This window comes from Serinicoccus sp. CNJ-927, from assembly GCF_001942435.1.
Lineage (GTDB): Bacteria > Actinomycetota > Actinomycetes > Actinomycetales > Dermatophilaceae > Ornithinicoccus > Ornithinicoccus marinus.
Genome location: NZ_MKKF01000003.1, coordinates 68,248 through 86,946 on the forward strand (window position 1 = coordinate 68,248; position 18,699 = coordinate 86,946).

The window sequence follows — 18,699 nt, forward strand, 5'->3', positions numbered from 1 at the left end:
GGCATGCGACGACACCTCTCCGCGGACCTGACCGCTGCCATCACGAGCCCGGTCGAGGCCACCCTCGGCGTGACCGTGGCCGACGGCGTCGCCACCGAGCAGGAGCGCTTCACCGTCACCCTCGACGGTGACCCGGTCGACGTCCAGGACGTCCTCGACGAGGCCAGCGGCACCCGGTGGCACGTCGTCCGCGACGTCCCGCCCGGGGAGCTCGCCGTCAGCTACGCCGCGACCGTCACCGACGGGGGTGCCGCGGCGCCGGTCACCCCGCTGGACCGCATCCACTACGTCCGGCCCAGCCGCTACGTCGACCTGGACCGGTTGGAGGCCGTGGCCCGCGCCGAGGTGGGAGACGTCGCCGGCGAGCAGGGCGTCCTCGACGTCGCCGACTGGGTGCACGAGCACCTCCGCTACGTCATCGGCTCCTCGACCGTGACCGACGGCGCGAGCGACACCTACCTGTCCAGGACCGGGGTGTGCCGGGACTTCGCCCACCTGACGCTCGCGCTGCTGCGCGCCCGCGGCATACCCGCCCGGCTCGTCGCCTGCTACGCCCCGGGGCTGTCGCCGATGGACTTCCACGCCGTCGTCGAGGCGGCGGTCGATGACCGGTGGGTCGTCGTGGACCCGACCCGGCTGGCGCCGCGCACCTCGCTGGTGCGGATCAGCGCCGGCGCCGACGCCAGCGAGACGTCCTTCCTCACCGTGCACTCCGGCGGGATGACCTTCAAGGGCCTGCAGGTCACGGCGACCGCCGAGGGAGACCTGCCCGGCGACGACCACCGCGGCACGGTGTCCATCGCCTGACCGGCTCGCGTCAGGGTCGCAGGGCGGTCAGCTCGACCTCGACGAACATCGAGCTGCTCTTGGTGCCGGTGTAGATGCCTCGCAGCGGGGGCACGTCGCCGTACTCCCGGCCGCGGGCGACCTCCACGTGGCGGCCGCCGGGCTGGATGGCGTTGGTCGGGTCCATCCCGACCCACTCACCGTCCCACCAGCGCACCCAGGCGTGCGACTCCCCGGTGTACGGCGTCCCGATCTCGGGCTCGCGCGCCGGGAGCAGGTAGCCGCTGACGTAGCAGGCCGGGATCCCCACGGACCGCAGGCAGCCGATGGTGAGGTTCGACATGTCCTGGCAGACGCCGGAGCGGTTGGCCCACGCCTCGGATGCGCGGGTGTGCACCCCGGTCGACCCGGAGACGTACTCCATCTCGTCGTGCACGAGCTCGACGACCTCGCGCGCGCACTCGCTCGGGGTGGCGCTGCGTCCGGCGATCTCCTCGACCCGTGACCTGAGCTCCTCCGGCGGCTCGACCATCGGTGACTGCAGGAGGTACTCGCTGAGGTCGTCGAAGACCTCCGAGCTGCGCACGGCCTCCCAGCTCAGGCCCTCGCCGGTGACCTCCGGGCGCTGCACGTCGACGGTGGCCGAGGCGGTCACCGCGAGCCGCGGGTGCGGCTCGTGCACCTCGAACTGCGTCACCGTGGTGCCCCAGTAGTCGGTGTAGGTGTTGGTCCACGCCGTCGGCGCGATGTCGACCTTGGTGTGCAGCACCGCCTGGTGCAGGGTCGAGCGCGGCGACATCCGCGCCTCGTTGAAGGAGTGGGAGGCCATGCCGGCGTACTCGTAGCCGGTCCGGTGCACGATCCGCAGCAGCATCAGCGCACCCCCGCCCGCCAGACGGACGCACCGGCACCGTCGAAGTAGTGGTCCGAGACCGTGTCGTTGACCGCGCTGCAGGTGCGCTGCAGCCTGCTCATGCGCTCGGGCAGGTGGGCCATCGTCTCCTCCAGTGATCCGAACTCCAGCTCGGCCCGGGCCCGGCCCAGCGCCTTGACCGCCTCACCGGTAATCCCGGTGCGCCGGCCGCCGGTGGCCGACTCGAGCGAGGCGAGCGCCTCCTCGGCGGCCTGCAGCGAGACCAGCACCGACCGCGGGAAGAGCCGGTCGAGCAGCAGGAACTCCGCCGCCTGCGCGTCGGTCGCCGCGCCCCGGTAGGTGCGGATGAAGGCATGGTGCGCGCCGCACGCGCGCAGGGTCTGGGTCCAGGCATACGGGCTGTCGGCGTTGTATGCCGCGGACTCGATGATCCGCGAGGTCATGTCCACCCGCTCCAGCTGCCGGCCGAGCATCATGTACTGCCAGCCCTCGTCGTGGGTCATCGTCGTGTCCGCGATGCCCCCGACGACCGCGCAGCGCTCCCGGACGAGCTGGCAGGCGCGGTGCGCCGGCACGTGCTGCAGCCGGTTGCCCCGCATCATGTTCCACGTCGTGTTGACGGCCTCCCACATCTCCAGCGACACCGTCTCCCGGGAGCGTCGGGCGCTCTCACGGGCGCCGTAGAAGGCGGCGACCATCGAGGTGAGCGAGGTCTCGTCCCAGCCGAGGAGCTGGAGCACCGTCTGGTGGTCGGTGCTGGCGGCGCCGTCGATGCCCATGACCCGGAGCAGCACCTCGCTGGTGGCCTCCTCGTCGACGACGGGGTCCTCCAGCAGGAGGGTGAGGTGCACCTCCAGCAGCCGAGAGGTGTCCTCGGCCCGCTCGAGGTAGCGACCGATCCAGAAGAGCGACTCGGCGATCCGGCTCAGCATGGTGCCGCCTCCTGCCGTTCGGGTCCGGCCTGTTGTTGCTGCTGCTCCTGCTCCGCGGGCTCGGCCTCGGAGCGTTTCAGCGCGACCTGCGGCGCGGTGCCGATCTGCACCTGCCGCTGGGCGCGCGGCTCGACCCGGGTCCGGCGGCCGTCGCCGGAGAGCACCCAGGTGTCCTTCGAGCCGCCACCCCGGCTGGAGTTGACGATGAGCTCGCCCTCCCCGAGCGCGACCCGGGTCAGGCCGCCGGGCAGGACCCAGACCTTCTCGCCATCGTTGATCGCGAACGGCCGCAGGTCGACGTGCCGGGGACGCAGCCCGTCGTCGACCATGGTCGGCACGGTGGACAGCTGCACCACCGGCTGGGCGATCCAGCCGCGCGGCGAGGCGGTCACCGTGGCCCGCAGCTGGTCCAGCTCCTCCTTGCTGGCCTGCGGCCCGATGACGATCCCCTTGCCGCCGGAGCCGTCGACCGGCTTGAGCACCAGCTCGTCGAGGCGGTCCATGACCTCCTCGCGATGGGCGGGGTCCTCCAGGCGCCAGGTGTCGACGTTGGGCAGGATCGGCTCCTCGCCCAGGTAGTAGCGGATGATGTCCGGCACGTAGGAGTACATCAGCTTGTCGTCCGCGACCCCGTTACCGACGGCGTTGGCGATGGTGACGTTGCCCGCGCGCGCGGCGTTGAGGATCCCCGGGCAGCCGAGCACGGAGTCGTTGCGGAAGGCGACCGGGTCCAGGAAGTCGTCGTCGACGCGGCGGTACATCACGTGCACCGGCTGCAGCCCGTGCGTCGTGCGCATCATCACCCGGCCGCCCTGCGTCACCAGGTCGCGGCCCTCGACGAGCCGGCAGCCCATGAGCCGGGCCAGCAGCGAGTGCTCGAAGTAGGCCGAGTTGTAGGGGCCGGGGGTGAGCACGACGACCTCGGGGTCGGTGATCCCCGAGGGGGCCGCGGCCCGCAGCGCCCGCAGCAACCTGCTCGGGTATGCCGCCACCGGCCGGATCCGGTGGGTCCCCACGACCTCGGGCAGGGTGGAGGTCATCGCCCGGCGGTTGGTGAGGACGTAGGACACCCCGCTGGGGATCCGCACGTTGTCCTCGAGGACCCGGAAGGTCCCGTCACCGTCCCGGATGAGGTCGATCCCGGAGACGTGCACCCGCACGCCGTTGAGCGGCTGGATGTCGAAGGCCACCCGGTGGTAGTGGCTGGAGGTGGTGACGATGTGCCGAGGCAGCACCCGGTCGGTGATGATCTGCATCGGGCCGTAGATGTCGGCCAGGAAGGCCTCCAGCGCGGTGACCCGCTGGGCCACGCCGGCCTCGACGTGCGACCAGGTGTCGGCGTCGATGACCCGCGGCACGATGTCGAGCGGGAAGGGTCGCTCCTCGCCCTCGTAGTCGAAGGTGACGCCCTGGTCGTGGTAGCTCTTGCTGACGTACTCACCCCGGTTGCGGACGTCCTCCAGCCCGAAGGTGTCGAACTGGGTGGTGATCTGGTCGTATCCCGGACGCACCTGCCCGTCGGTGGTCATCGTCTCGTCGAAGATCGACGGCGTGGTCGGGTAGTCGGTGAACGCGCCAGTCATGCCGCAACCCTAGTGGCCGGCGAAGGGCCGCGGGTGAGGCCCCCGTGGCCCGGACGCCTGTGGAAGCATGGGCGGTGACCTGACGTCATCCGCGTCCCCAGGAGGACACCATGCCCATCGCCACCCCCGAGGTCTACGCCGACATGATCGACCGGGCCAAGGCCGGCAGCTACGCCTACCCGGCCATCAACGTCAGCAGCAGCCAGACGCTGAACGCCGCGATCAAGGGCTTCGCCGACGCCGGCTCGGACGGCATCATCCAGGTCTCCACCGGCGGTGCGGAGTACTGGTCCGGCCAGGGGGTCAAGGAGATGGTGACCGGCGCCATGGCCTTCAGCGCCTTCGCGCACGAGGTCGCCAAGAAGTACGACGTCAACATCGCGCTGCACACCGACCACTGCCCGAAGGACAAGCTCGACGACTTCGTCCGACCGCTGCTGGCGGCCTCGGTCGAGCGGGTGCAGGGTGGGGGTCTGCCCTACTTCCAGTCGCACATGTGGGACGGCTCGGCGGTCCCGCTGGAGGAGAACCTCGAGATCGCCGAGGAGCTGCTCGAGCAGTGCGCGGCGGCCCGGATCATCCTCGAGGTCGAGATCGGCGTCGTCGGCGGCGAGGAGGACGGGGTCGCCAACGAGATCAACGACCAGCTCTACACCACCCCCGAGGACGCCGTGGCCACGGTGCGCGCGCTGGGCAGCGGCGACAAGGGCCGCTACCTCACCGCGCTCACCTTCGGCAACGTCCACGGCGTCTACAAGCCCGGCAACGTCAAGCTGCGCCCGGAGATCCTGCAGACCGCGCAGGAGGCCGCCGCGCAGGCGCTGGGCGGCGACGCCGACAGCCGGCCCTTCGACCTGGTCTTCCACGGCGGCTCGGGGTCGACCCGGCAGGAGATCTCGGACGCGGTCGACTACGGCGTGGTGAAGATGAACATCGACACCGACACCCAGTACGCCTACACCCGTCCCGTCGCCGGCTTCATGTTCAGCAACTACGACGGCGTGCTGAAGATCGACGGCGAGGTCGGCAACAAGAAGCAGTACGACCCCCGCGCCTGGGGCAAGGTCGCCGAGGCGGCGATGACCGAGCGGGTGGTGGAGGCCTGCGAGAACCTGCGCTCCGCCGGGACCCACCGGTGAGCGCCGGCACCTCGGACCTGCTGGGCATCCCGCCCACCGAGCTGCCCGAGGACCCGGCCGCCAGGGGACTGGAGGAAGGCGACCCGCGCACGGTCGCGGCGGCTTACCCGACGTCCTGCCTCGCGTGGGCGACGCTCGCCGAGGACGCGCTGCACGAGGACGACGACGTGGCGGCCTACGCGTATGCCCGTACTGGTTACCACCGCGGTCTGGACCAGCTGCGCCGGGCCGGCTGGCGCGGGCAGGGACCGGTGCCGTGGGAGCACGAGCCGAACCGTGGCTTCCTGCGGGCGCTCGCGGCGCTGGCGACCGCCGCCGGTCGGATCGGGGAGACCGAGGAGCAGCACCGCTGCACCGAGTTCCTCCGCGCCTCCTCGGCGTCCGGGGCCCGTGAACTGGGGTTCTGAGTCCTGGTGAGCTCCCCGCCCGGTGGCGCGAGGGTCGTGTCGCGCCACCGGACCGGCCCGCCGATGTGCGAGCGGCGCCCGGGTCCGTGACCGCCCCGGGTGCCGCTCGCTCCCCATGATCGGATCGATCGCGTCCCCTGACGTGCGGTCCGACGAGCCCATACAACCACGCCCGACAACTTGTTACTGACATAAGTGTGTCAGTGGCCCTATCCTGCCATAGATGAATGCTCAACCAGGGTCCGTAGGGCTGACCGAGGCGGCCGAGCAGCTCTACCGGCACGTGCTGCGCTCGGCCCCCGCGCCGATGGCCGAGCACGCCGAGGCCCTGGGCTGGCGGCTGCGGCAGACCGAGCAGGTCATGCGCGACCTGGAGCGGATGCGGCTGGCCCGCCGCACCTCGGAGGGGACCGTCAAGGTCGACGACCCGCGGGCGAGCGTGGGGCGGCTGCTCGACTCCGAGGAGTCCGAGCTGGACGAGCGGCGTCGCCGGCTGCTCGGGCTGCGCGAGTCGTTGGACAGCTTCGAGTCGGACTACCGCCGTGGGCTGCAGCTCTCCGGCCCGCGCGTCCCGCCGTGGGAGCAGGTGGCGCCGACGGAGGCGGCAGGCGTCGTCGAGCACCTCATCCGCACCTCACGCGGGTCGATCCGCCAGGTCACGGCCAAGATGGCGACCGGCCCGGCGCACGAGGACACCGTCCGCAGCCAGTGGGACGGGCTCTCGACCGGGGGCCGGGACGTGCGCGGGATCTTCCCGCTGTCGGTGCTCACCGACCCGGAGTGGCACCCCTTCGCGCAGTGGCGGGCGGGCGCGGGGGAGCAGCAGCGCTACCTGGCCGACGACAACATCCGGGTCGAGTTCGCGATCTTCGGCCGCTCCGGCGTGCTGCTGGAGGAGAACGGCGAGGACGCCGACTTCCTCCTGCTGCGACCGCCGGCCATCATCGACGCCTTCGTGACGCTCTTCGACGAGCTCTGGCGGCGGGCCGAGCCGCTGATGTCCCGGGACGCCTCCGCGCAGGACGTCAAGCTGCTCGAGCTGCTCTCGCTCGGCTTCAAGGACGAGGCCATCGCCCGGCAGATGGGGCTCGGGCTGCGCACCGTCCGGCGACGGGTCGCGGCGCTCATGGACGAGCACGGGGTCGACACCCGCTTCCAGCTCGGGCTGGCCGTGAGCCGCCGGGGACTCGTGGAGTGACGCGGGGGCGACGCGGTCGGCATACCCGTGCCCGGCGTCGATAGAGTGAGGGGTCACCTGCCGCGAGAGAAAGGCACCACACCATGCCAGCCATCGTCCTGGTGGGCGCCCAGTGGGGCGACGAGGGGAAGGGCAAGGCGACCGACCTGCTCGGCTCGGACATCGACTACGTCGTGAAGTTCAACGGGGGCAACAACGCCGGTCACACCGTCGTCATCGGCGACCAGAAGTACGCCCTGCACCTGCTCCCGAGCGGCATCCTGTCCCCCGGCTGCACCCCGGTCATCGGCAACGGCGTCGTCGTCGACCTCGCCGTGCTCATCGAGGAGCTGGACGGGCTGGAGGCGCGCGGGATCGACACCTCGCTGCTGCGGATCAGCGCCAGCGCCCACGTCATCCCGCCCTACAACCGCGTCCTGGACAAGGTCAACGAGCGCTTCCTGGGCAAGCGGCGCATCGGCACCACCGGGCGCGGGATCGGCCCGACGTATGCCGACAAGATGAGCCGGGTGGGCATCCGGGTCCAGGACCTCTACGACGAGTCGATCCTGCGGCAGAAGGTCGAGGCGGCGCTGGAGGTCAAGAACCAGCTGCTGCTCAAGATCTACAACCGACGTGCCGTCGAGGTCGACGAGGTGATGGAGGAGCTGCTCCGGCACGCCGAGCGCATCCGGCCGATGGTCACCGACACCGTCCTGGAGCTGGGCGAGGCGCTGGACGCCGGCAAGACGGTGCTCTTCGAGGCCGGGCAGGCGACGCTGCTCGACGTCGACCACGGCACCTACCCCTTCGTCACGTCCTCCAACGCCACCGCGGGCGGCGCGTGCACCGGCTCGGGGGTGCCCCCGACCCGCATCGACCGGGTCATCGGCGTGTTCAAGGCCTACTCGACCCGGGTCGGGGAGGGCCCGTTCCCCACCGAGCTGGAGGACGAGCACGGGCAGCACCTGCGCGACGTGGGCGCGGAGTACGGCACGACGACCGGGCGGCCGCGGCGGTGCGGGTGGGCGGACGTCGTCATCGGGCGCTACGCCCAGCGGGTCAACGGGCTGACGGACGTGGTGCTCACCAAGCTCGACGTGCTCACCGGCCTGGACACCGTGCCGATCTGCGTGGGCTACGACGTGCAGGGCCAGCGCTTCGACGAGATGCCCGTCAACCAGTCGGACTTCCACCACGCCCGGCCCGTCTACGAGGAGCTGCCCGGCTGGTCCGAGGACATCACCGGTGCCCGCCGCTTCACCGACCTCCCGCTCGCCGCGCAGCGTTACGTCGAGCGGCTCGAGGAGCTCATCGGCGCACGGATCTCGGTCATCGGCATCGGCCCGGGGCGCGATGAGGTCATCGTCCGCCACGACCTGCTCGGGCGCGACGAGGCCGCTGTGGCCTGAGCGGGAGTGACGCCACCGCTCTCGACAGCCGGGCGCACCGGCGACGCTCTCGGGCGCAACGGAATACCCTGTGGCCATGGATGTGACGGTCGCCACCACCTTCGACGCGCCGCGCACCCTCGTGGCGGCCGTCGCCGGCGACCCGGACCAGGCGATGCGCTGGTACGCCAACATCCGGTCCGTGCAGTGGGAGGGCGACCCGGTGCTCCAGGAAGGTGCTCGGGTCGACTTCGTCGCCCGCTTCCTCGGTCGGCGGCTCGCCTACACCTACGAGATCGTCGACCTCGTGCCGGACGAGCGCCTGGTGATGCGTACCGACGACGGACCCTTCCCGATGGAGACCACCTACACCTGGTGGGACGAGGAGGAGGTCGAGGGGCGTCCGCGCACCGGGATGAGCCTGCGCAACGCCGGTCGACCCACGGCGATGACCACGCTGGCCTCCGGTGCGGTGACCCTGGGTATGAAGCGCGCCATGCGCCGTGATCTGGAGCGGCTGCGGCTCGTGCTGCGGGAGGAGCAGGACGCCGAGCACGCCTGACACCCCGACCGGCCGCACGACGTGCGTCGACCGACCGCACGGTCTGTCCCGATGAGTTCAGCGCACCGGTCGGGTCCGACCACCGACGACCCGGGACGAGACGAGGTATGCCTGTGACCAGCTGGACGACGACGGAGCTGTGGGCCGCGGTGCACGCCGAGCGTGCGGCGCTCGCCGACGACCTCGCCACCCTGGCGCCGGAGCAGTGGGAGACGCCCAGCCTGTGCGGCCGCTGGAGCGTGCGCGAGGTGGTGGCCCACCTCACCGCGGCGGCCAGCGTCGGCAGGGTGCGCTGGCTGGTCAGCGTGCTCGGCGCACGCTTCGACTTCGACCTGCACAACCAGCGACGCCTCGCCGAGCACCTCGGGGCGTCCGCGCAGGACACGCTGGCAGGGTTCCGGGCGGTCGTGACCAGCACCACCGCCGCCTCCGGCCACACCCCCGCCTGGCTCGGTGAGGTGATCGTCCACGGCCAGGACATCCGCGAGCCGCTCGGTCTCACGAGCGAGCCCGACCCGGGGCGTGCCGCGCAGGTGGCGGAGTTCTTCGCCGGCCGCGACTTCACGGTGCCCAGCCGGACCCTCGCCACGGGTCTGCGGCTCGAGGCCACCGACACCACCTTCGCCGCCGGTGACGGTCCGCTCGTGCGCGGCTCGACCCTGGCGCTCGTCATGGTCATGGCGGGACGAGCGGCCTACCTGCCCGACCTGTCGGGACCGGGCGTGTCGATCCTCGCGGACCGGTTGAGCTGACCGGAGAGGTATGCCCCGGGCTCAGGTGGGCAGGGCGGCGGTGAGGCGGGGGAGGGCGCGCTCGACCGGGCCGGGCAGGCCCGCGCCGAAGGGCGTGACGTCGACGACGTCGCCGGCCCGGCGGGGCCGCTTCCAGGTGCCGACCGCGCGGCCCGCACGCACCACGGTGCCGCGGAAGACGCCGTTGCCGCCGGGGACGACCTGCGCCTCCTCGTCGTGGGTGAGCACCGCCCGGCGGTCGCCGTAGCCGAGGACCAGCTCGTCGAAGCCCGGGAGCAGGAGGTGGGCCGAGGTGCGGCGCCGCTGCTGGCCGTAGCGCTGCACGACCGCGGGGTCCACCCAGTGCTCCACCCCGTCGACCAGCAGCACCTCGAGCGTGTCGCGCGCGGCGTCCAGCACCGGGGCGACGTCCCGCTGCAGCAGCTTGGTCCACCACAGGAAGTCGGCGACCGGGACCGGGCCGTGGCTGCGGGCATACCGGGTGAACCACTCGAGCACCGCCTCCTCGCCCTCGAGGGGGCGCGCCGTGGAGATCCACTCCTGCGTGAGCACGAGTCGTTGCTCCGTGCCGGTGGTCGGTCCCTGGCAGAGCAGGCCGCGCAGAGCCAGGTGGAAGATCGAGTGGTAGCCGCGACCGCCGTCGGTCTCGTGACCGGCCGCCTCCCAGGCGCGCAGCAGCTCGGCCCGGGTGAGGCCCCCGCCACGCAGCGCCTCCAGCGCCACCGACTCGGCCCGGTCGAGCACGCCCTCGTCGAGCCCGAGCTGCTCGCGGCGGCGGGTCGTCTCGCGCTGGACCCGCTCCGAGGTGAGCCCGAGCATCCAGCCGAGATCCTCGGCCGGCACGACGAAGAGCGTGCCGCGCATCGGCCAGCTGCGCACGATCGTGCCCGAGTCGTAGGCGTCGCGGACGTCCTGGAGCCGGCGGGACGTGGTGCGCAGGGCGATCGACACCGACGAGCCGGGGTAGTCCTGGCCCTGGGTGCAGGTCAGGTGCCGCACCACCTCGGTGGGCGAGGCCAGCGGGTCGACCAGCCGCTGCGAGAGCAGCCGCATCCGGGCCACGTCGGCCAGGGACCAGCGGTCGGCCCTCATGACCCCGTGCCCGGCGGCTGCCCGTCATCGCCGCCCACGGGCCCGTCGTCGGGGCTGTCCCATGTGTCGTCCGCGCTGGCTCCCGTAGCCCCGGAGCCGGCCCGCCCGGCGGCCTCGGCCGCCGCCTGTGCCGCGCGCGCCAGCCACGCCGGTGGGTCGCCGTAGCGCTGCGGCCGCACGAGCCGACCGGCCGCGCTGTCCGCGACCAGCTGCTGCAGCCGGGAGGTGCGGGTGGCCTCCCGCTTGGCGCCCGTCACCCAGGTGGCGACCTGCTTGCGGTAGCTGGGCGTGGCGGCCTCCCAGAAGGCCAGCGCGGCCGGGTCCGCGCGCAGCACCTGCTCCTGCTCCGGGGTGAGGTGCCGGTCGTCCCGCTCGAAGGAGTAGATCGCGGTGCGCTCGGGCGTCCGCGCCTCGTAGGCGGCGATCCCGGCCGGACGCATGAGCCCTTCGGCGGTCAGCCGCTCCACGTGGGCGACGTTGACCGCGCTCCAGATGCTGCCCCGACGGCGCGGGGTCCACCGCTGGCGCCGCGCGTCGTCGTCGATCCGTTGGCTGACCGAGTCGATCCAGCCGAAGCACAGGGCCTGCGGCACCGCCTCGGCCCAGGTGAGGCCGCGCGGCTCGACGTGCCTCTTGTGCAGGCCCATCCAGAGCTCGTCGGCGCTCTCGTGGTGCTCCTCCAGCCAGGTGCGGAAGTCCTCCGGGCCGTCGAAGAAGACCGCCGGCCGGTCCGGGCTGCCACCCTCGCGCCAGCCCACCTCAGTCGCCGCCGAACGTGAAGCGGGTGCAGTCGGTCGGGAAGGAGAACCACGCGAGCGCCCGGTGCGGGGTGATGACGCGCAGACCACCGCCGTCCTCGCCCGACCAGGAGTCCGGCCCGGGGGAGTAGCCGGAGTCGGCATACTTCTCGAAGGCCTGCGCCAGCCGCGCGCCCAACCCGTCGGCCGCCGCGCGGGTGGCGTGCGACTCGCCCTCGACGATGACCACCTCCGTGCCGCTCTCCAGCGTCAGCGTGACCGCCGGGTTGGCCTCGACGTTGCGGGTATGCCTCGTCGTCGGGGCGCCGTCGTACCAGAACCTCCCGTCCAGCCAGACTCCCCAGCGGGGCACCGAGTGCGGTCGGCCGTCGGGCCGCACGCTGGCCAGCCAGTAGTGCTGCGCCTCCCGCAGCCGCGGCTCCACCTCGTCCCAGCCGAGCTGACCCTCGGCGGTCTCCGGGATGCCGTAGCCCTCCGGGAAGGTCGGGCGCTCGGTCTGCGGGGTCCGCGCGGTGCTCATGACGAGACCGTAGCGCCGAGCACCGACAGGCGGGGCCGGCCCGCCGCCGAGGCAGGAGGTGGTCGCCGCCCTCCGTCTCATCCGGTGCCGGCACGGTCGGGTCCGCATCGGCGAGGTCGCCCGCCACGTGCACCTCAGCCCCCGTCAGCTGCGGACGGTGGTGCGCGCCGAGCTCGGGGTCGGGCCGAAGCACCTGGCCCGCCTCGCCCGCTTCGAGCATGCCGCGGGGCTGGTGGCGGACGGAGGGCGCAGCCTCTCCGACGTCGCGCAGATGACGGGGTATGCCGACCTCGCCCACCTCGACGCGGAGTGGCGTGATCTGGTCGGCTGCCCGCCGACGGTGTGGCTCGCGCAGGAGCGCCGAAACCTCCAAGCGGACGACGGCGATGACGGGGCAGACTGGGTTCCATGAGCCAGATGCGTGTGTCCCCCAAGCTCGTCGTCAGCGACGCCGATGCCGCCCTGACGTTCTACGCCGAGGTGCTCGGTGCGCGGCTGCTCACCCGCCACACCATGGGGGAGTCAGTGGTCTTCGCCGCCCTGGAGCTCCCTGATGGCGGACAGGTGCAGGTCAAAGACCCGGACGACGCCGACCCCGCCCCGGCGGGTGACGGGGACCGGCGTGATCCTCGACGTCCTCACCGACGACCCCGACGCCATCATGGCGCGGGCGCTCGAGCGAGGTGCGGAGCAGGTCTTCGAGGTCGACGACCAGCGGTACGGGTCGTGGCAGGGAGCTTCCGCGACCCGTTCGGGCACGAGTGGATCGTGGGCACCGAGGTCAGGATGAGCGACGCCGACGTGCAGGCGGCCCTGGACGAGTGGGCGCGGCAGTCCTGAGCCACCGCGGTCGGTATGCGTTGCCCCGGCGACCCTGAGCCACCGCGGTGGATATGTGTGACCCCAGCGACCCTGAGCCACCGCGGTGGGGATGTGCTGCCAGGGCAACACGAACCCACCGCGGTCAGTTGAGCAGGGCGGCGGCGAGCTCCTCCGGCCTGCTCAGGGCGGCCATGTGCCCGCCCGGCACCACCTGCACCTCCAGGCCCAGCCGCTCGCGCGCCAGCCGCCGCTGGAAGTCGACCGGGAACAGCCGGTCCTCGGCGCCGGCAAGCACCTGCGTCTCGACCTCCGGCCACGACGCGAGCGGCCACGGCTCGGCGAAGGGCGTCCCGCTCTGCTCCGGCTCCGGCCGGACGAGCGCCTCGGCCCGCAGCGCCGGCGGCAGGTCGTGGAAGTACCGCTCGGCCTCGTCCAGCTCCCCGATGTCCACGCGGGAGTGCCCCGAGCCCTCCCACCACTGCCCGCCGCTCTCGCCCGGGGCCGGGATCATCGCGTTGAGCAGCACGAGCCGCCGCACGTCGAGCCGGTCGCACACCAGCGGTGCCGACAGCCCGCCCATCGAGTGACCCACCACGACGACCGGCCCCGGGTCGGTGCCGGCGGCGACGATCGCATCGGCATACTCGCCCAGCCCGGCCGTGTCGTCACCGGCCGGGAGCTGGACCGCCACCGCGTCGCCGAGCAGCGGGACCAGACGGTGCCAGTCCCAGGCCTGTCCGCCCGCCCCGGGCACCAGGATGAACCTCATGCCACTCCGACCATCCCCGGGCCCCGGTCTCATCGGCACGCGCGCGTGACGGGCAGCCGCCTCACCCCACCCAGACCCGGGCGTTGCGGAACATCCGCAGCCACGGGCTCGGCTCCTCGACCGTCCCGGTCGTCCACGACAGCTGCGCGTTGCGCTGCACCCGCTCCGGGTGCGGCATCATCGCGGTGAATCGCCCGTCCGGGGTGGTCACCGCGGTGAGGCCGTCGGGGGAGCCGTTCGGGTTCGCGGGGTATGCCCGCGCCACCTCCCCGTGGCCGTCGACGTAGCGCACGGCCGCCAGCCCGGCCCGGACCGCGTCGAGGTCACCCTGCCGGGAGAAGTCGGCGCGCCCCTCGCCGTGCGCCACCGCCACCGGCAGCCGTGACCCCGCCATACCGCTGAAGAAGATCGACGGGCCGTCGAGGACCTCCACCTGGGACAGCCGGGCCTCGTACTGCTCGCTGGCGTTACGCACGAAGCGCGGCCAGGCCTGCGCACCGGGGATGTGTCCGGCGAGCGCGGCGAACATCTGGCAGCCGTTGCAGATGCCGAGGCCGAAGGTGTCCGGCCGCGCGACGAAGGTGTCGAAGGCGTCGGTGAGCCGCGGGTCGAAGAGCACGGAGCGCGCCCAGCCCTCGCCCGCACCCAGGGTGTCGCCGTAGGAAAAGCCGCCGGCGGCCACGAGCCCGACCACGTCGGCGAGGTCGAAGCGCCCTGACTGAAGGTCGGTCATGTGCACGTCGTAGGTGTCGAACCCGGCTCGGTCGAAGGCGAAGGCCGTCTCGACGTGGCTGTTGACGCCCTGCTCGCGCAGAATCGCGACCCGCGGCCGCGCGCCGCGCGAGACGTAGGGCGCGCTGACGTCCTGCGCCGGGTCGAAGCTCGGGCTCATGACCAGCCCGGGGTCGTCCCCGCCGACCGCGGCGTGCTCCTCGTCGGCGCAGGCCGGGTTGTCGCGCAGCGCGGCGATCCGCCAGGAGACCTCGTCCCAGGCCTGCGCGAGGTCGCGCAGCGGCTCGTCCAGGGTGATGGCCTGACCGACGGCGACCCGCACTCTCCGGTCCCCGGTGACCTGCCCCAGGCTGACGACCGAGGGGAAGCCGTGAGGCTGCAGCACCGCGACGGCCTCCTCCAGGCGCCCCTGCGGCACCTCGAGGACGACGCCGAGCTCCTCGGCGAAGAGCGCGGCCAGGGCCGGCGTCAGCTTGTCCTCCGTGCCGTCACCGGTCGGGTCGGCCGAGTGGGGCACCTCGATGTCGAGACCGACACCCCCGGCCATCGCCATCTCGACCAGCGTCGCCCAGAGCCCGCCGTCGGAGCGGTCGTGGTAGGCCGTCACCAGCCCCTGCGCCCGCAGCTCGGTCAGCGCCGCGGCCAGCCCGGTGATCCGCGTCGGGTCGTCCAGGTCCGGGACGGTGCCCCCGAAGCCGCCCCGCACCTGCGCCAGGATCGAGCCGCCGAGCCGGTCCCGGCCGCCACCGAGATCGACGAGCAGCAGCTCGGAGCCCTCGTGCAGCTGCGGGGTGAGGGTGCCGCGGACGTCGGGCAGCGAGGCGAAGGCGGAGACGACGAGCGACACCGGCGACACGACGGCCTGCTCCTGCCCGTCCCCGTCGGTCCACCGGGCGCGCATCGACAACGAGTCCTTGCCGACCGGCACCGAGACCCCCAGCGCCGGGCACAGCTCCAGCGCGACGGCGCGCACGGTGTCGTAGAGCGCGGCGTCCTCACCGGGCTCGCCGCAGGCGGCCATCCAGTTGCAGGAGAGCTTGACCCCGGAGAGAGGAGCGCCTGCCTCCAGCGGCGTGACCGGGGCCGCGAGCAGGTTGGTCATCGCCTCGCCGACCGCCATCCGTCCCGAGGCCGGGGCATCCACCGCCGCCAGCGGCATCCGCTCTCCGGTGGCCATCGCCTGCCCGGCCAGGCCCGCCAGGTCGGTCAGCGTCACGGCGACGTCCGCGACCGGCACCTGCCACGGCCCCACCATCTGATCCCGGTGGCTCAGCCCGCCGACGGTGCGGTCGCCGATGGTCACGAGGAAGCGCTTGGAGGCCACGCTCGGGTGCCGCAGCACGGCATACGCCGCGTCCCGCAGCGCGTCGCCCTCGAGGGAGAGGTCGACGTCGTCCCCGCGCCGCACCACCCGCGCCACGTCGCGGGTCATCCGGGGCGGCTTGCCGAGCAGCACCTCCATCGGCATGTCGACCGGGTGATCAGCCTGGGACCCCGCCGAGTGGCCCGGTCCGGCACCGGGATCCCCCTCGACGGCCGGCGCAACCGGGCCACTCGGCGCCGTTGGGCCGCGGCCAGGATCTGCCTCGCCCTGGGTGACGACCAGCTCGCCGTCGTCCTGCGCGACGCCGACGACGGCATACGGGCAGCGCTCGCGCGCGCAGAGCGCGGCGAACTCCTCCAGCGACCCCGGCGCGATCGCCAGGACGTAGCGCTCCTGGCTCTCGTTGGACCAGATCTCCTTGGGGGAGAGGCCGGACTCGGCCACCGGCACCATCGCCAGGTCGAAGCGGGCGCCCAGCCCGGCGTCGTCGACGAGCTCGGGGAAGGCGTTGGACAGCCCGCCCGCGCCGACGTCGTGGATCGCCAGCACCGGGTTGTCCTCACCCTGCGCCCAGCAGTGGTTGATGACCTCCTGGGCACGGCGCTCCATCTCGGGGTTGCCGCGCTGCACCGAGTCGAAGTCGAGGTCGGCGGCGTTGGCGCCCGCAGCCATCGAGCTGGCCGCGCCACCACCCATGCCGATCCGCATGCCCGGCCCGCCGAGCTGCACGAGCAGCGTGCCGGCGGGGAAGCGCACCTTCTCCACCTGGTCGGCGCTGATCGTCCCGAGCCCGCCCGCGCTCATGATCGGCTTGTGGAAGCCGCGCCGCACGCCGTCGACGGTCTGCTCGTAGACGCGGAAGAACCCGCCGAGGCCTGGGCGGCCGAACTCGTTGTTGAAGGCCGCCGCTCCCAGCGGTGCCTCGACCATGATCTCCAGCGGGCTCGCGAGGTGGTCGGGCCCGCTCGCCCCGCCAACGCTCTCCCACGGCTCGTCCGTGCCCGGCAGCCGCAGGTTCGACACCGCGAAGCCCACGAGCCCGGCCTTGGGTGCGCTGCCCCGGCCGGTGGCGCCCTCGTCACGGATCTCTCCGCCCGCGCCGGTCGCGGCGCCCGGGAAGGGCGAGATCGCGGTGGGGTGGTTGTGCGTCTCCACCTTCATGAGCACGTGCACGTCGTCCTCGCGCAGGGCATACCGGCTCGGGCCGGTGCGCCCGTCCCCGGGGGCGAAGCGCTGCGTCCGGCCTCCCGCCATGACCGAGGCGTTGTCCTTGTAGGCCACGACCGTGCCCGCGCCGGCCACCTGCTCGGTGTGCCGGATCATCGCGAACAGGCTCTGCCCCTGTGCCTCGCCGTCGATGACGAAGTCGGCGTTGAAGATCTTGTGCCGGCAGTGCTCGGAGTTGGCCTGGGCGAACATCGTCAGCTCGACGTCGGTCGGGTTGCGGCGCAGCGCGGTGAAGGCCTCGACGAGGTAGTCGATCTCGTCCGGCGAGAGCGCCAGCCCGTAGCGCGCGTCGGCCTCCTCCAGCGCGCCTCGTCCGCGCCCGAGGACGTCCACCCGCTCCATCGGCTCGGCGACCCGGTCGGCGAAGAGCAGCGTCAGGGCGTCCCGCCCGGGGAGCGCCGACTCGGTCATGCGGTCGTGCAGCAGGTCGGCGCACGCGATCCAGGTGGCCTCGTCGAGCGGTCCGCCGCCGACCTCGAGCCGGAGCTCGGTCACCCGCTCCACCCGCTGCACGTCGAGGCCGCAGTTGAGCAGGATGTCGGTGGCCTTGCTCGACCACGGCGAGATGGTGCCCAGCCGGGGGGAGACGACCACCCGCGCGGTATGCCCTCCCGCGGCGCCGGCCTCGTCCCCGCGGTCTTCGTCGTCCTCCTCGCCCGGCCACGGGTCGCCGTAGGAAAGGATCGCGCGCAGGTCGGCGAGCTCCTCGGTGCCCGGTTCCTGGTCGGTGGCGACGACGTGCAGGTGGCGGGCGGCGACCGAGGTGACCTGCGGGGCGACCCGCCGCAGCCGGGCCAGCAGGGCGGCGGCGCGGAAGTCGGAGAGGGCGGACCCGCCCGGCAGGACGGTGAGGACGTGGTCGGCCATGGCGGTGCGGCTCCGGAGGGGTCGGCGGGGTCAGCGGGTGGGGGTGAAGGGGTGCCCGGTGAGGGCCTCGTAGGCCTCGACGTAGCGGGCCCGGGTGAGCTCCACGACGGACTCGGGCAGCGCAGGGGGAGCGGTGTCGCCCCCGCGGTCCCACCCGCTGGCCGGCGAGGTCAGCCAGTCGCGCAGGACCTGCTTGTCGTAGGACGTCTGGGTCCGGCCCGGCGTCCAGTCGTCGGCGCGCCAGAAGCGGGAGGAGTCCGGGGTGAGCACCTCGTCGGCGAGGACGACCTGCACGGCGTCGGCGTCCACCTCGTCCCACGCCGGCGCACCGCCGGCACCCTGCGGCACGTCGGCCGGGTCCACGCCGAACTCGACCTTGGTGTCGGCGATGAGGATGCCCCGGTCGGCGGCGATCGCGTTGCCCCGGTCGAGGATGTCCACCGTCAGGTCACGCACCCGCGCGGCCAGCCGCGGGCCCACCAGCGCGGCGACCCGCTCCACGCTGATCGGCTCGTCGTGCTCGCCGACCGGCGCCTTGGTGCTCGGGGTGAAGACCGGCTCCGGCAGGCGTGACCCGTCGACCAGGCCCGGGGGCAGCTCGACACCCGACACGGTGCCGGTCGCGGCATACTCCGCCAGACCCCCACCGGTGAGGTAGGCCCGGGCGACGCACTCGACCGGCAGCATCGTCAGGCGCCGCACGTAGACCGCGCGCCCGGCGACCTCGTCCGGCACCTCGGTCGACACCACGTGGTGCGGGGCGAGGTCGGCGAGCTGGTCGAACCACCAGAGCGAGAGCTGGGTCAGGACCGCGCCCTTGTCCGGGATCGGGGTGTCGAGGACGTGGTCGTAGGCGCTGACCCGGTCCGAGGCCACCAGCAGCAGCCGGGACTCGTCGACGGTGCCGTCGGCGTGCAGCGGTGCATACAGCTCGCGCACCTTGCCGGAGTAGAGCAGCTCGTGCCCCTCGAGCGACCGCGTCACC

Annotated in this window: 18 protein-coding genes; 9 read left to right on the forward strand and 9 right to left on the reverse strand. The window is 72.9% G+C overall.

Annotation, left to right across the window (positions count from 1 at the left end):
* The first annotated feature begins 3 nt into the window (after positions 1-3).
* A complete protein-coding gene (locus BJF86_RS01410; protein ID WP_075816668.1) occupies positions 4-807 on the forward strand; it encodes a transglutaminase-like domain-containing protein in 804 nt (267 codons plus the stop codon).
* Positions 808-817: 10 nt separating this feature from the next.
* On the opposite strand, the gene BJF86_RS01415 is transcribed toward BJF86_RS01410, so the two are convergent.
* From BJF86_RS01415 to BJF86_RS01425, 3 genes are read right to left on the reverse strand one after another with little or no spacing between them, the layout of a single operon-like run.
* A complete protein-coding gene (locus tag BJF86_RS01415; protein ID WP_022925388.1) occupies positions 818-1,660 on the reverse strand; it encodes a transglutaminase family protein in 843 nt (280 codons plus the stop codon).
* A complete protein-coding gene (locus BJF86_RS01420) occupies positions 1,660-2,592 on the reverse strand; it encodes an alpha-E domain-containing protein (RefSeq protein ID WP_022925389.1) in 933 nt (310 codons plus the stop codon). Before BJF86_RS01420 ends, BJF86_RS01415 begins: the two co-directional genes overlap by 1 nt.
* Positions 2,586-4,175: a circularly permuted type 2 ATP-grasp protein gene (locus BJF86_RS01425; RefSeq protein WP_075816669.1), complete on the reverse strand. Its 1,590-nt coding sequence runs from the start codon at positions 4,173-4,175 to the stop codon at positions 2,586-2,588. Before BJF86_RS01425 ends, BJF86_RS01420 begins: the two co-directional genes overlap by 7 nt.
* Positions 4,176-4,285: 110 nt before the next feature.
* On the opposite strand from BJF86_RS01425, the gene fbaA reads away from it, so the two are divergent.
* The 6 genes from fbaA to BJF86_RS01455 all read left to right on the forward strand — a co-directional run bounded on the left by fbaA (position 4,286) and on the right by BJF86_RS01455 (position 9,603).
* Positions 4,286-5,314: a class II fructose-bisphosphate aldolase gene (gene fbaA / locus BJF86_RS01430; RefSeq protein ID WP_075812095.1), complete on the forward strand. Its 1,029-nt coding sequence runs from the start codon at positions 4,286-4,288 to the stop codon at positions 5,312-5,314.
* The gene (locus BJF86_RS01435) at positions 5,311-5,721 is read left to right on the forward strand and encodes a DUF3151 domain-containing protein (RefSeq protein ID WP_075812097.1); all 411 of its coding nucleotides are present in this window, start codon (positions 5,311-5,313) and stop codon (positions 5,719-5,721) included. Before fbaA ends, BJF86_RS01435 begins: the two co-directional genes overlap by 4 nt.
* A 223-nt stretch (positions 5,722-5,944) precedes the next feature.
* On the forward strand, positions 5,945-6,919 hold the full coding sequence (locus tag BJF86_RS01440; protein ID WP_143553624.1) for a response regulator transcription factor: 975 nt from the start codon (positions 5,945-5,947) through the stop codon (positions 6,917-6,919).
* Between the two features lie 83 nt (positions 6,920-7,002).
* Positions 7,003-8,310, forward strand: coding sequence for an adenylosuccinate synthase (locus BJF86_RS01445; protein ID WP_075816671.1), 1,308 nt, complete (start codon positions 7,003-7,005; stop codon positions 8,308-8,310).
* A gap of 76 nt (positions 8,311-8,386) precedes the next feature.
* Positions 8,387-8,851: an SRPBCC family protein gene (locus tag BJF86_RS01450; RefSeq protein WP_075812105.1), complete on the forward strand. Its 465-nt coding sequence runs from the start codon at positions 8,387-8,389 to the stop codon at positions 8,849-8,851.
* Positions 8,852-8,958: 107 nt separating this feature from the next.
* On the forward strand, positions 8,959-9,603 hold the full coding sequence (locus BJF86_RS01455; RefSeq protein WP_075816672.1) for a maleylpyruvate isomerase family mycothiol-dependent enzyme: 645 nt from the start codon (positions 8,959-8,961) through the stop codon (positions 9,601-9,603).
* Positions 9,604-9,624: 21 nt separating this feature from the next.
* On the opposite strand, the gene BJF86_RS01460 is transcribed toward BJF86_RS01455, so the two are convergent.
* From BJF86_RS01460 to BJF86_RS01470, 3 genes are read right to left on the reverse strand one after another with little or no spacing between them, the layout of a single operon-like run.
* A complete protein-coding gene (locus BJF86_RS01460) occupies positions 9,625-10,695 on the reverse strand; it encodes a winged helix DNA-binding domain-containing protein (RefSeq protein ID WP_083652629.1) in 1,071 nt (356 codons plus the stop codon).
* Complete coding sequence (locus tag BJF86_RS01465; protein ID WP_187345578.1) at positions 10,692-11,453, reverse strand: YdeI/OmpD-associated family protein; 762 nt, start codon at positions 11,451-11,453, stop codon at positions 10,692-10,694. The genes BJF86_RS01460 and BJF86_RS01465 overlap by 4 nt, the downstream gene beginning before the upstream one ends.
* A 1-nt stretch (position 11,454) precedes the next feature.
* Positions 11,455-11,973: a pyridoxamine 5'-phosphate oxidase family protein gene (locus BJF86_RS01470; protein WP_075816673.1), complete on the reverse strand. Its 519-nt coding sequence runs from the start codon at positions 11,971-11,973 to the stop codon at positions 11,455-11,457.
* Positions 11,974-12,031: 58 nt separating this feature from the next.
* Between BJF86_RS01470 and BJF86_RS01475 the strand changes: the two genes are divergently transcribed.
* Entirely contained in the window at positions 12,032-12,385 is a 354-nt protein-coding gene (locus BJF86_RS01475) for a helix-turn-helix transcriptional regulator (protein ID WP_075816674.1), read from the forward strand.
* Entirely contained in the window at positions 12,382-12,813 is a 432-nt protein-coding gene (locus tag BJF86_RS17240; RefSeq protein ID WP_075816675.1) for a VOC family protein, read from the forward strand. The genes BJF86_RS01475 and BJF86_RS17240 overlap by 4 nt, the downstream gene beginning before the upstream one ends.
* A 124-nt stretch (positions 12,814-12,937) precedes the next feature.
* Here the strand turns inward: BJF86_RS17240 and BJF86_RS01485 are convergent, their stop codons facing one another.
* From BJF86_RS01485 to BJF86_RS01495, 3 genes are all read right to left on the reverse strand, one after another.
* Positions 12,938-13,564, reverse strand: coding sequence for an alpha/beta fold hydrolase (locus BJF86_RS01485; protein WP_075816676.1), 627 nt, complete (start codon positions 13,562-13,564; stop codon positions 12,938-12,940).
* Positions 13,565-13,625: 61 nt separating this feature from the next.
* Positions 13,626-17,714, reverse strand: coding sequence for a phosphoribosylformylglycinamidine synthase (gene purL, locus BJF86_RS01490; protein WP_075816677.1), 4,089 nt, complete (start codon positions 17,712-17,714; stop codon positions 13,626-13,628).
* Positions 17,715-17,744: 30 nt separating this feature from the next.
* Positions 17,745-18,698 carry a phosphoribosylaminoimidazolesuccinocarboxamide synthase gene (locus BJF86_RS01495; RefSeq protein ID WP_075816678.1) on the reverse strand — a complete coding sequence of 318 codons (954 nt, stop codon included), beginning with the start codon at positions 18,696-18,698 and terminating at the stop codon, positions 17,745-17,747.
* Position 18,699: the final 1 nt, after the last annotated feature.

Excerpts from the sequence above, each read along its gene's own strand:
- BJF86_RS01410 (WP_075816668.1), top strand. The coding sequence starts at position 4 with ATGCGACGACACCTCTCCGCGGACCTGACCGCTGCCATCACGAGCCCG.
- BJF86_RS01415 (WP_022925388.1), bottom strand. The coding sequence starts at position 1,660 with ATGCTGCTGCGGATCGTGCACCGGACCGGCTACGAGTACGCCGGCATG.
- BJF86_RS01420 (WP_022925389.1), bottom strand. The coding sequence starts at position 2,592 with ATGCTGAGCCGGATCGCCGAGTCGCTCTTCTGGATCGGTCGCTACCTC.
- BJF86_RS01425 (WP_075816669.1), bottom strand. The coding sequence starts at position 4,175 with ATGACTGGCGCGTTCACCGACTACCCGACCACGCCGTCGATCTTCGAC.
- fbaA (WP_075812095.1), top strand. The coding sequence starts at position 4,286 with ATGCCCATCGCCACCCCCGAGGTCTACGCCGACATGATCGACCGGGCC.
- BJF86_RS01440 (WP_143553624.1), top strand. The coding sequence starts at position 5,945 with ATGAATGCTCAACCAGGGTCCGTAGGGCTGACCGAGGCGGCCGAGCAG.
- BJF86_RS01445 (WP_075816671.1), top strand. The coding sequence starts at position 7,003 with ATGCCAGCCATCGTCCTGGTGGGCGCCCAGTGGGGCGACGAGGGGAAG.
- BJF86_RS01450 (WP_075812105.1), top strand. The coding sequence starts at position 8,387 with ATGGATGTGACGGTCGCCACCACCTTCGACGCGCCGCGCACCCTCGTG.
- BJF86_RS01455 (WP_075816672.1), top strand. The coding sequence starts at position 8,959 with ATGCCTGTGACCAGCTGGACGACGACGGAGCTGTGGGCCGCGGTGCAC.
- BJF86_RS01460 (WP_083652629.1), bottom strand. The coding sequence starts at position 10,695 with ATGAGGGCCGACCGCTGGTCCCTGGCCGACGTGGCCCGGATGCGGCTG.
- BJF86_RS01470 (WP_075816673.1), bottom strand. The coding sequence starts at position 11,973 with ATGAGCACCGCGCGGACCCCGCAGACCGAGCGCCCGACCTTCCCGGAG.
- BJF86_RS17240 (WP_075816675.1), top strand. The coding sequence starts at position 12,382 with ATGAGCCAGATGCGTGTGTCCCCCAAGCTCGTCGTCAGCGACGCCGAT.
- BJF86_RS01485 (WP_075816676.1), bottom strand. The coding sequence starts at position 13,564 with ATGAGGTTCATCCTGGTGCCCGGGGCGGGCGGACAGGCCTGGGACTGG.
- purL (WP_075816677.1), bottom strand. The coding sequence starts at position 17,714 with ATGGCCGACCACGTCCTCACCGTCCTGCCGGGCGGGTCCGCCCTCTCC.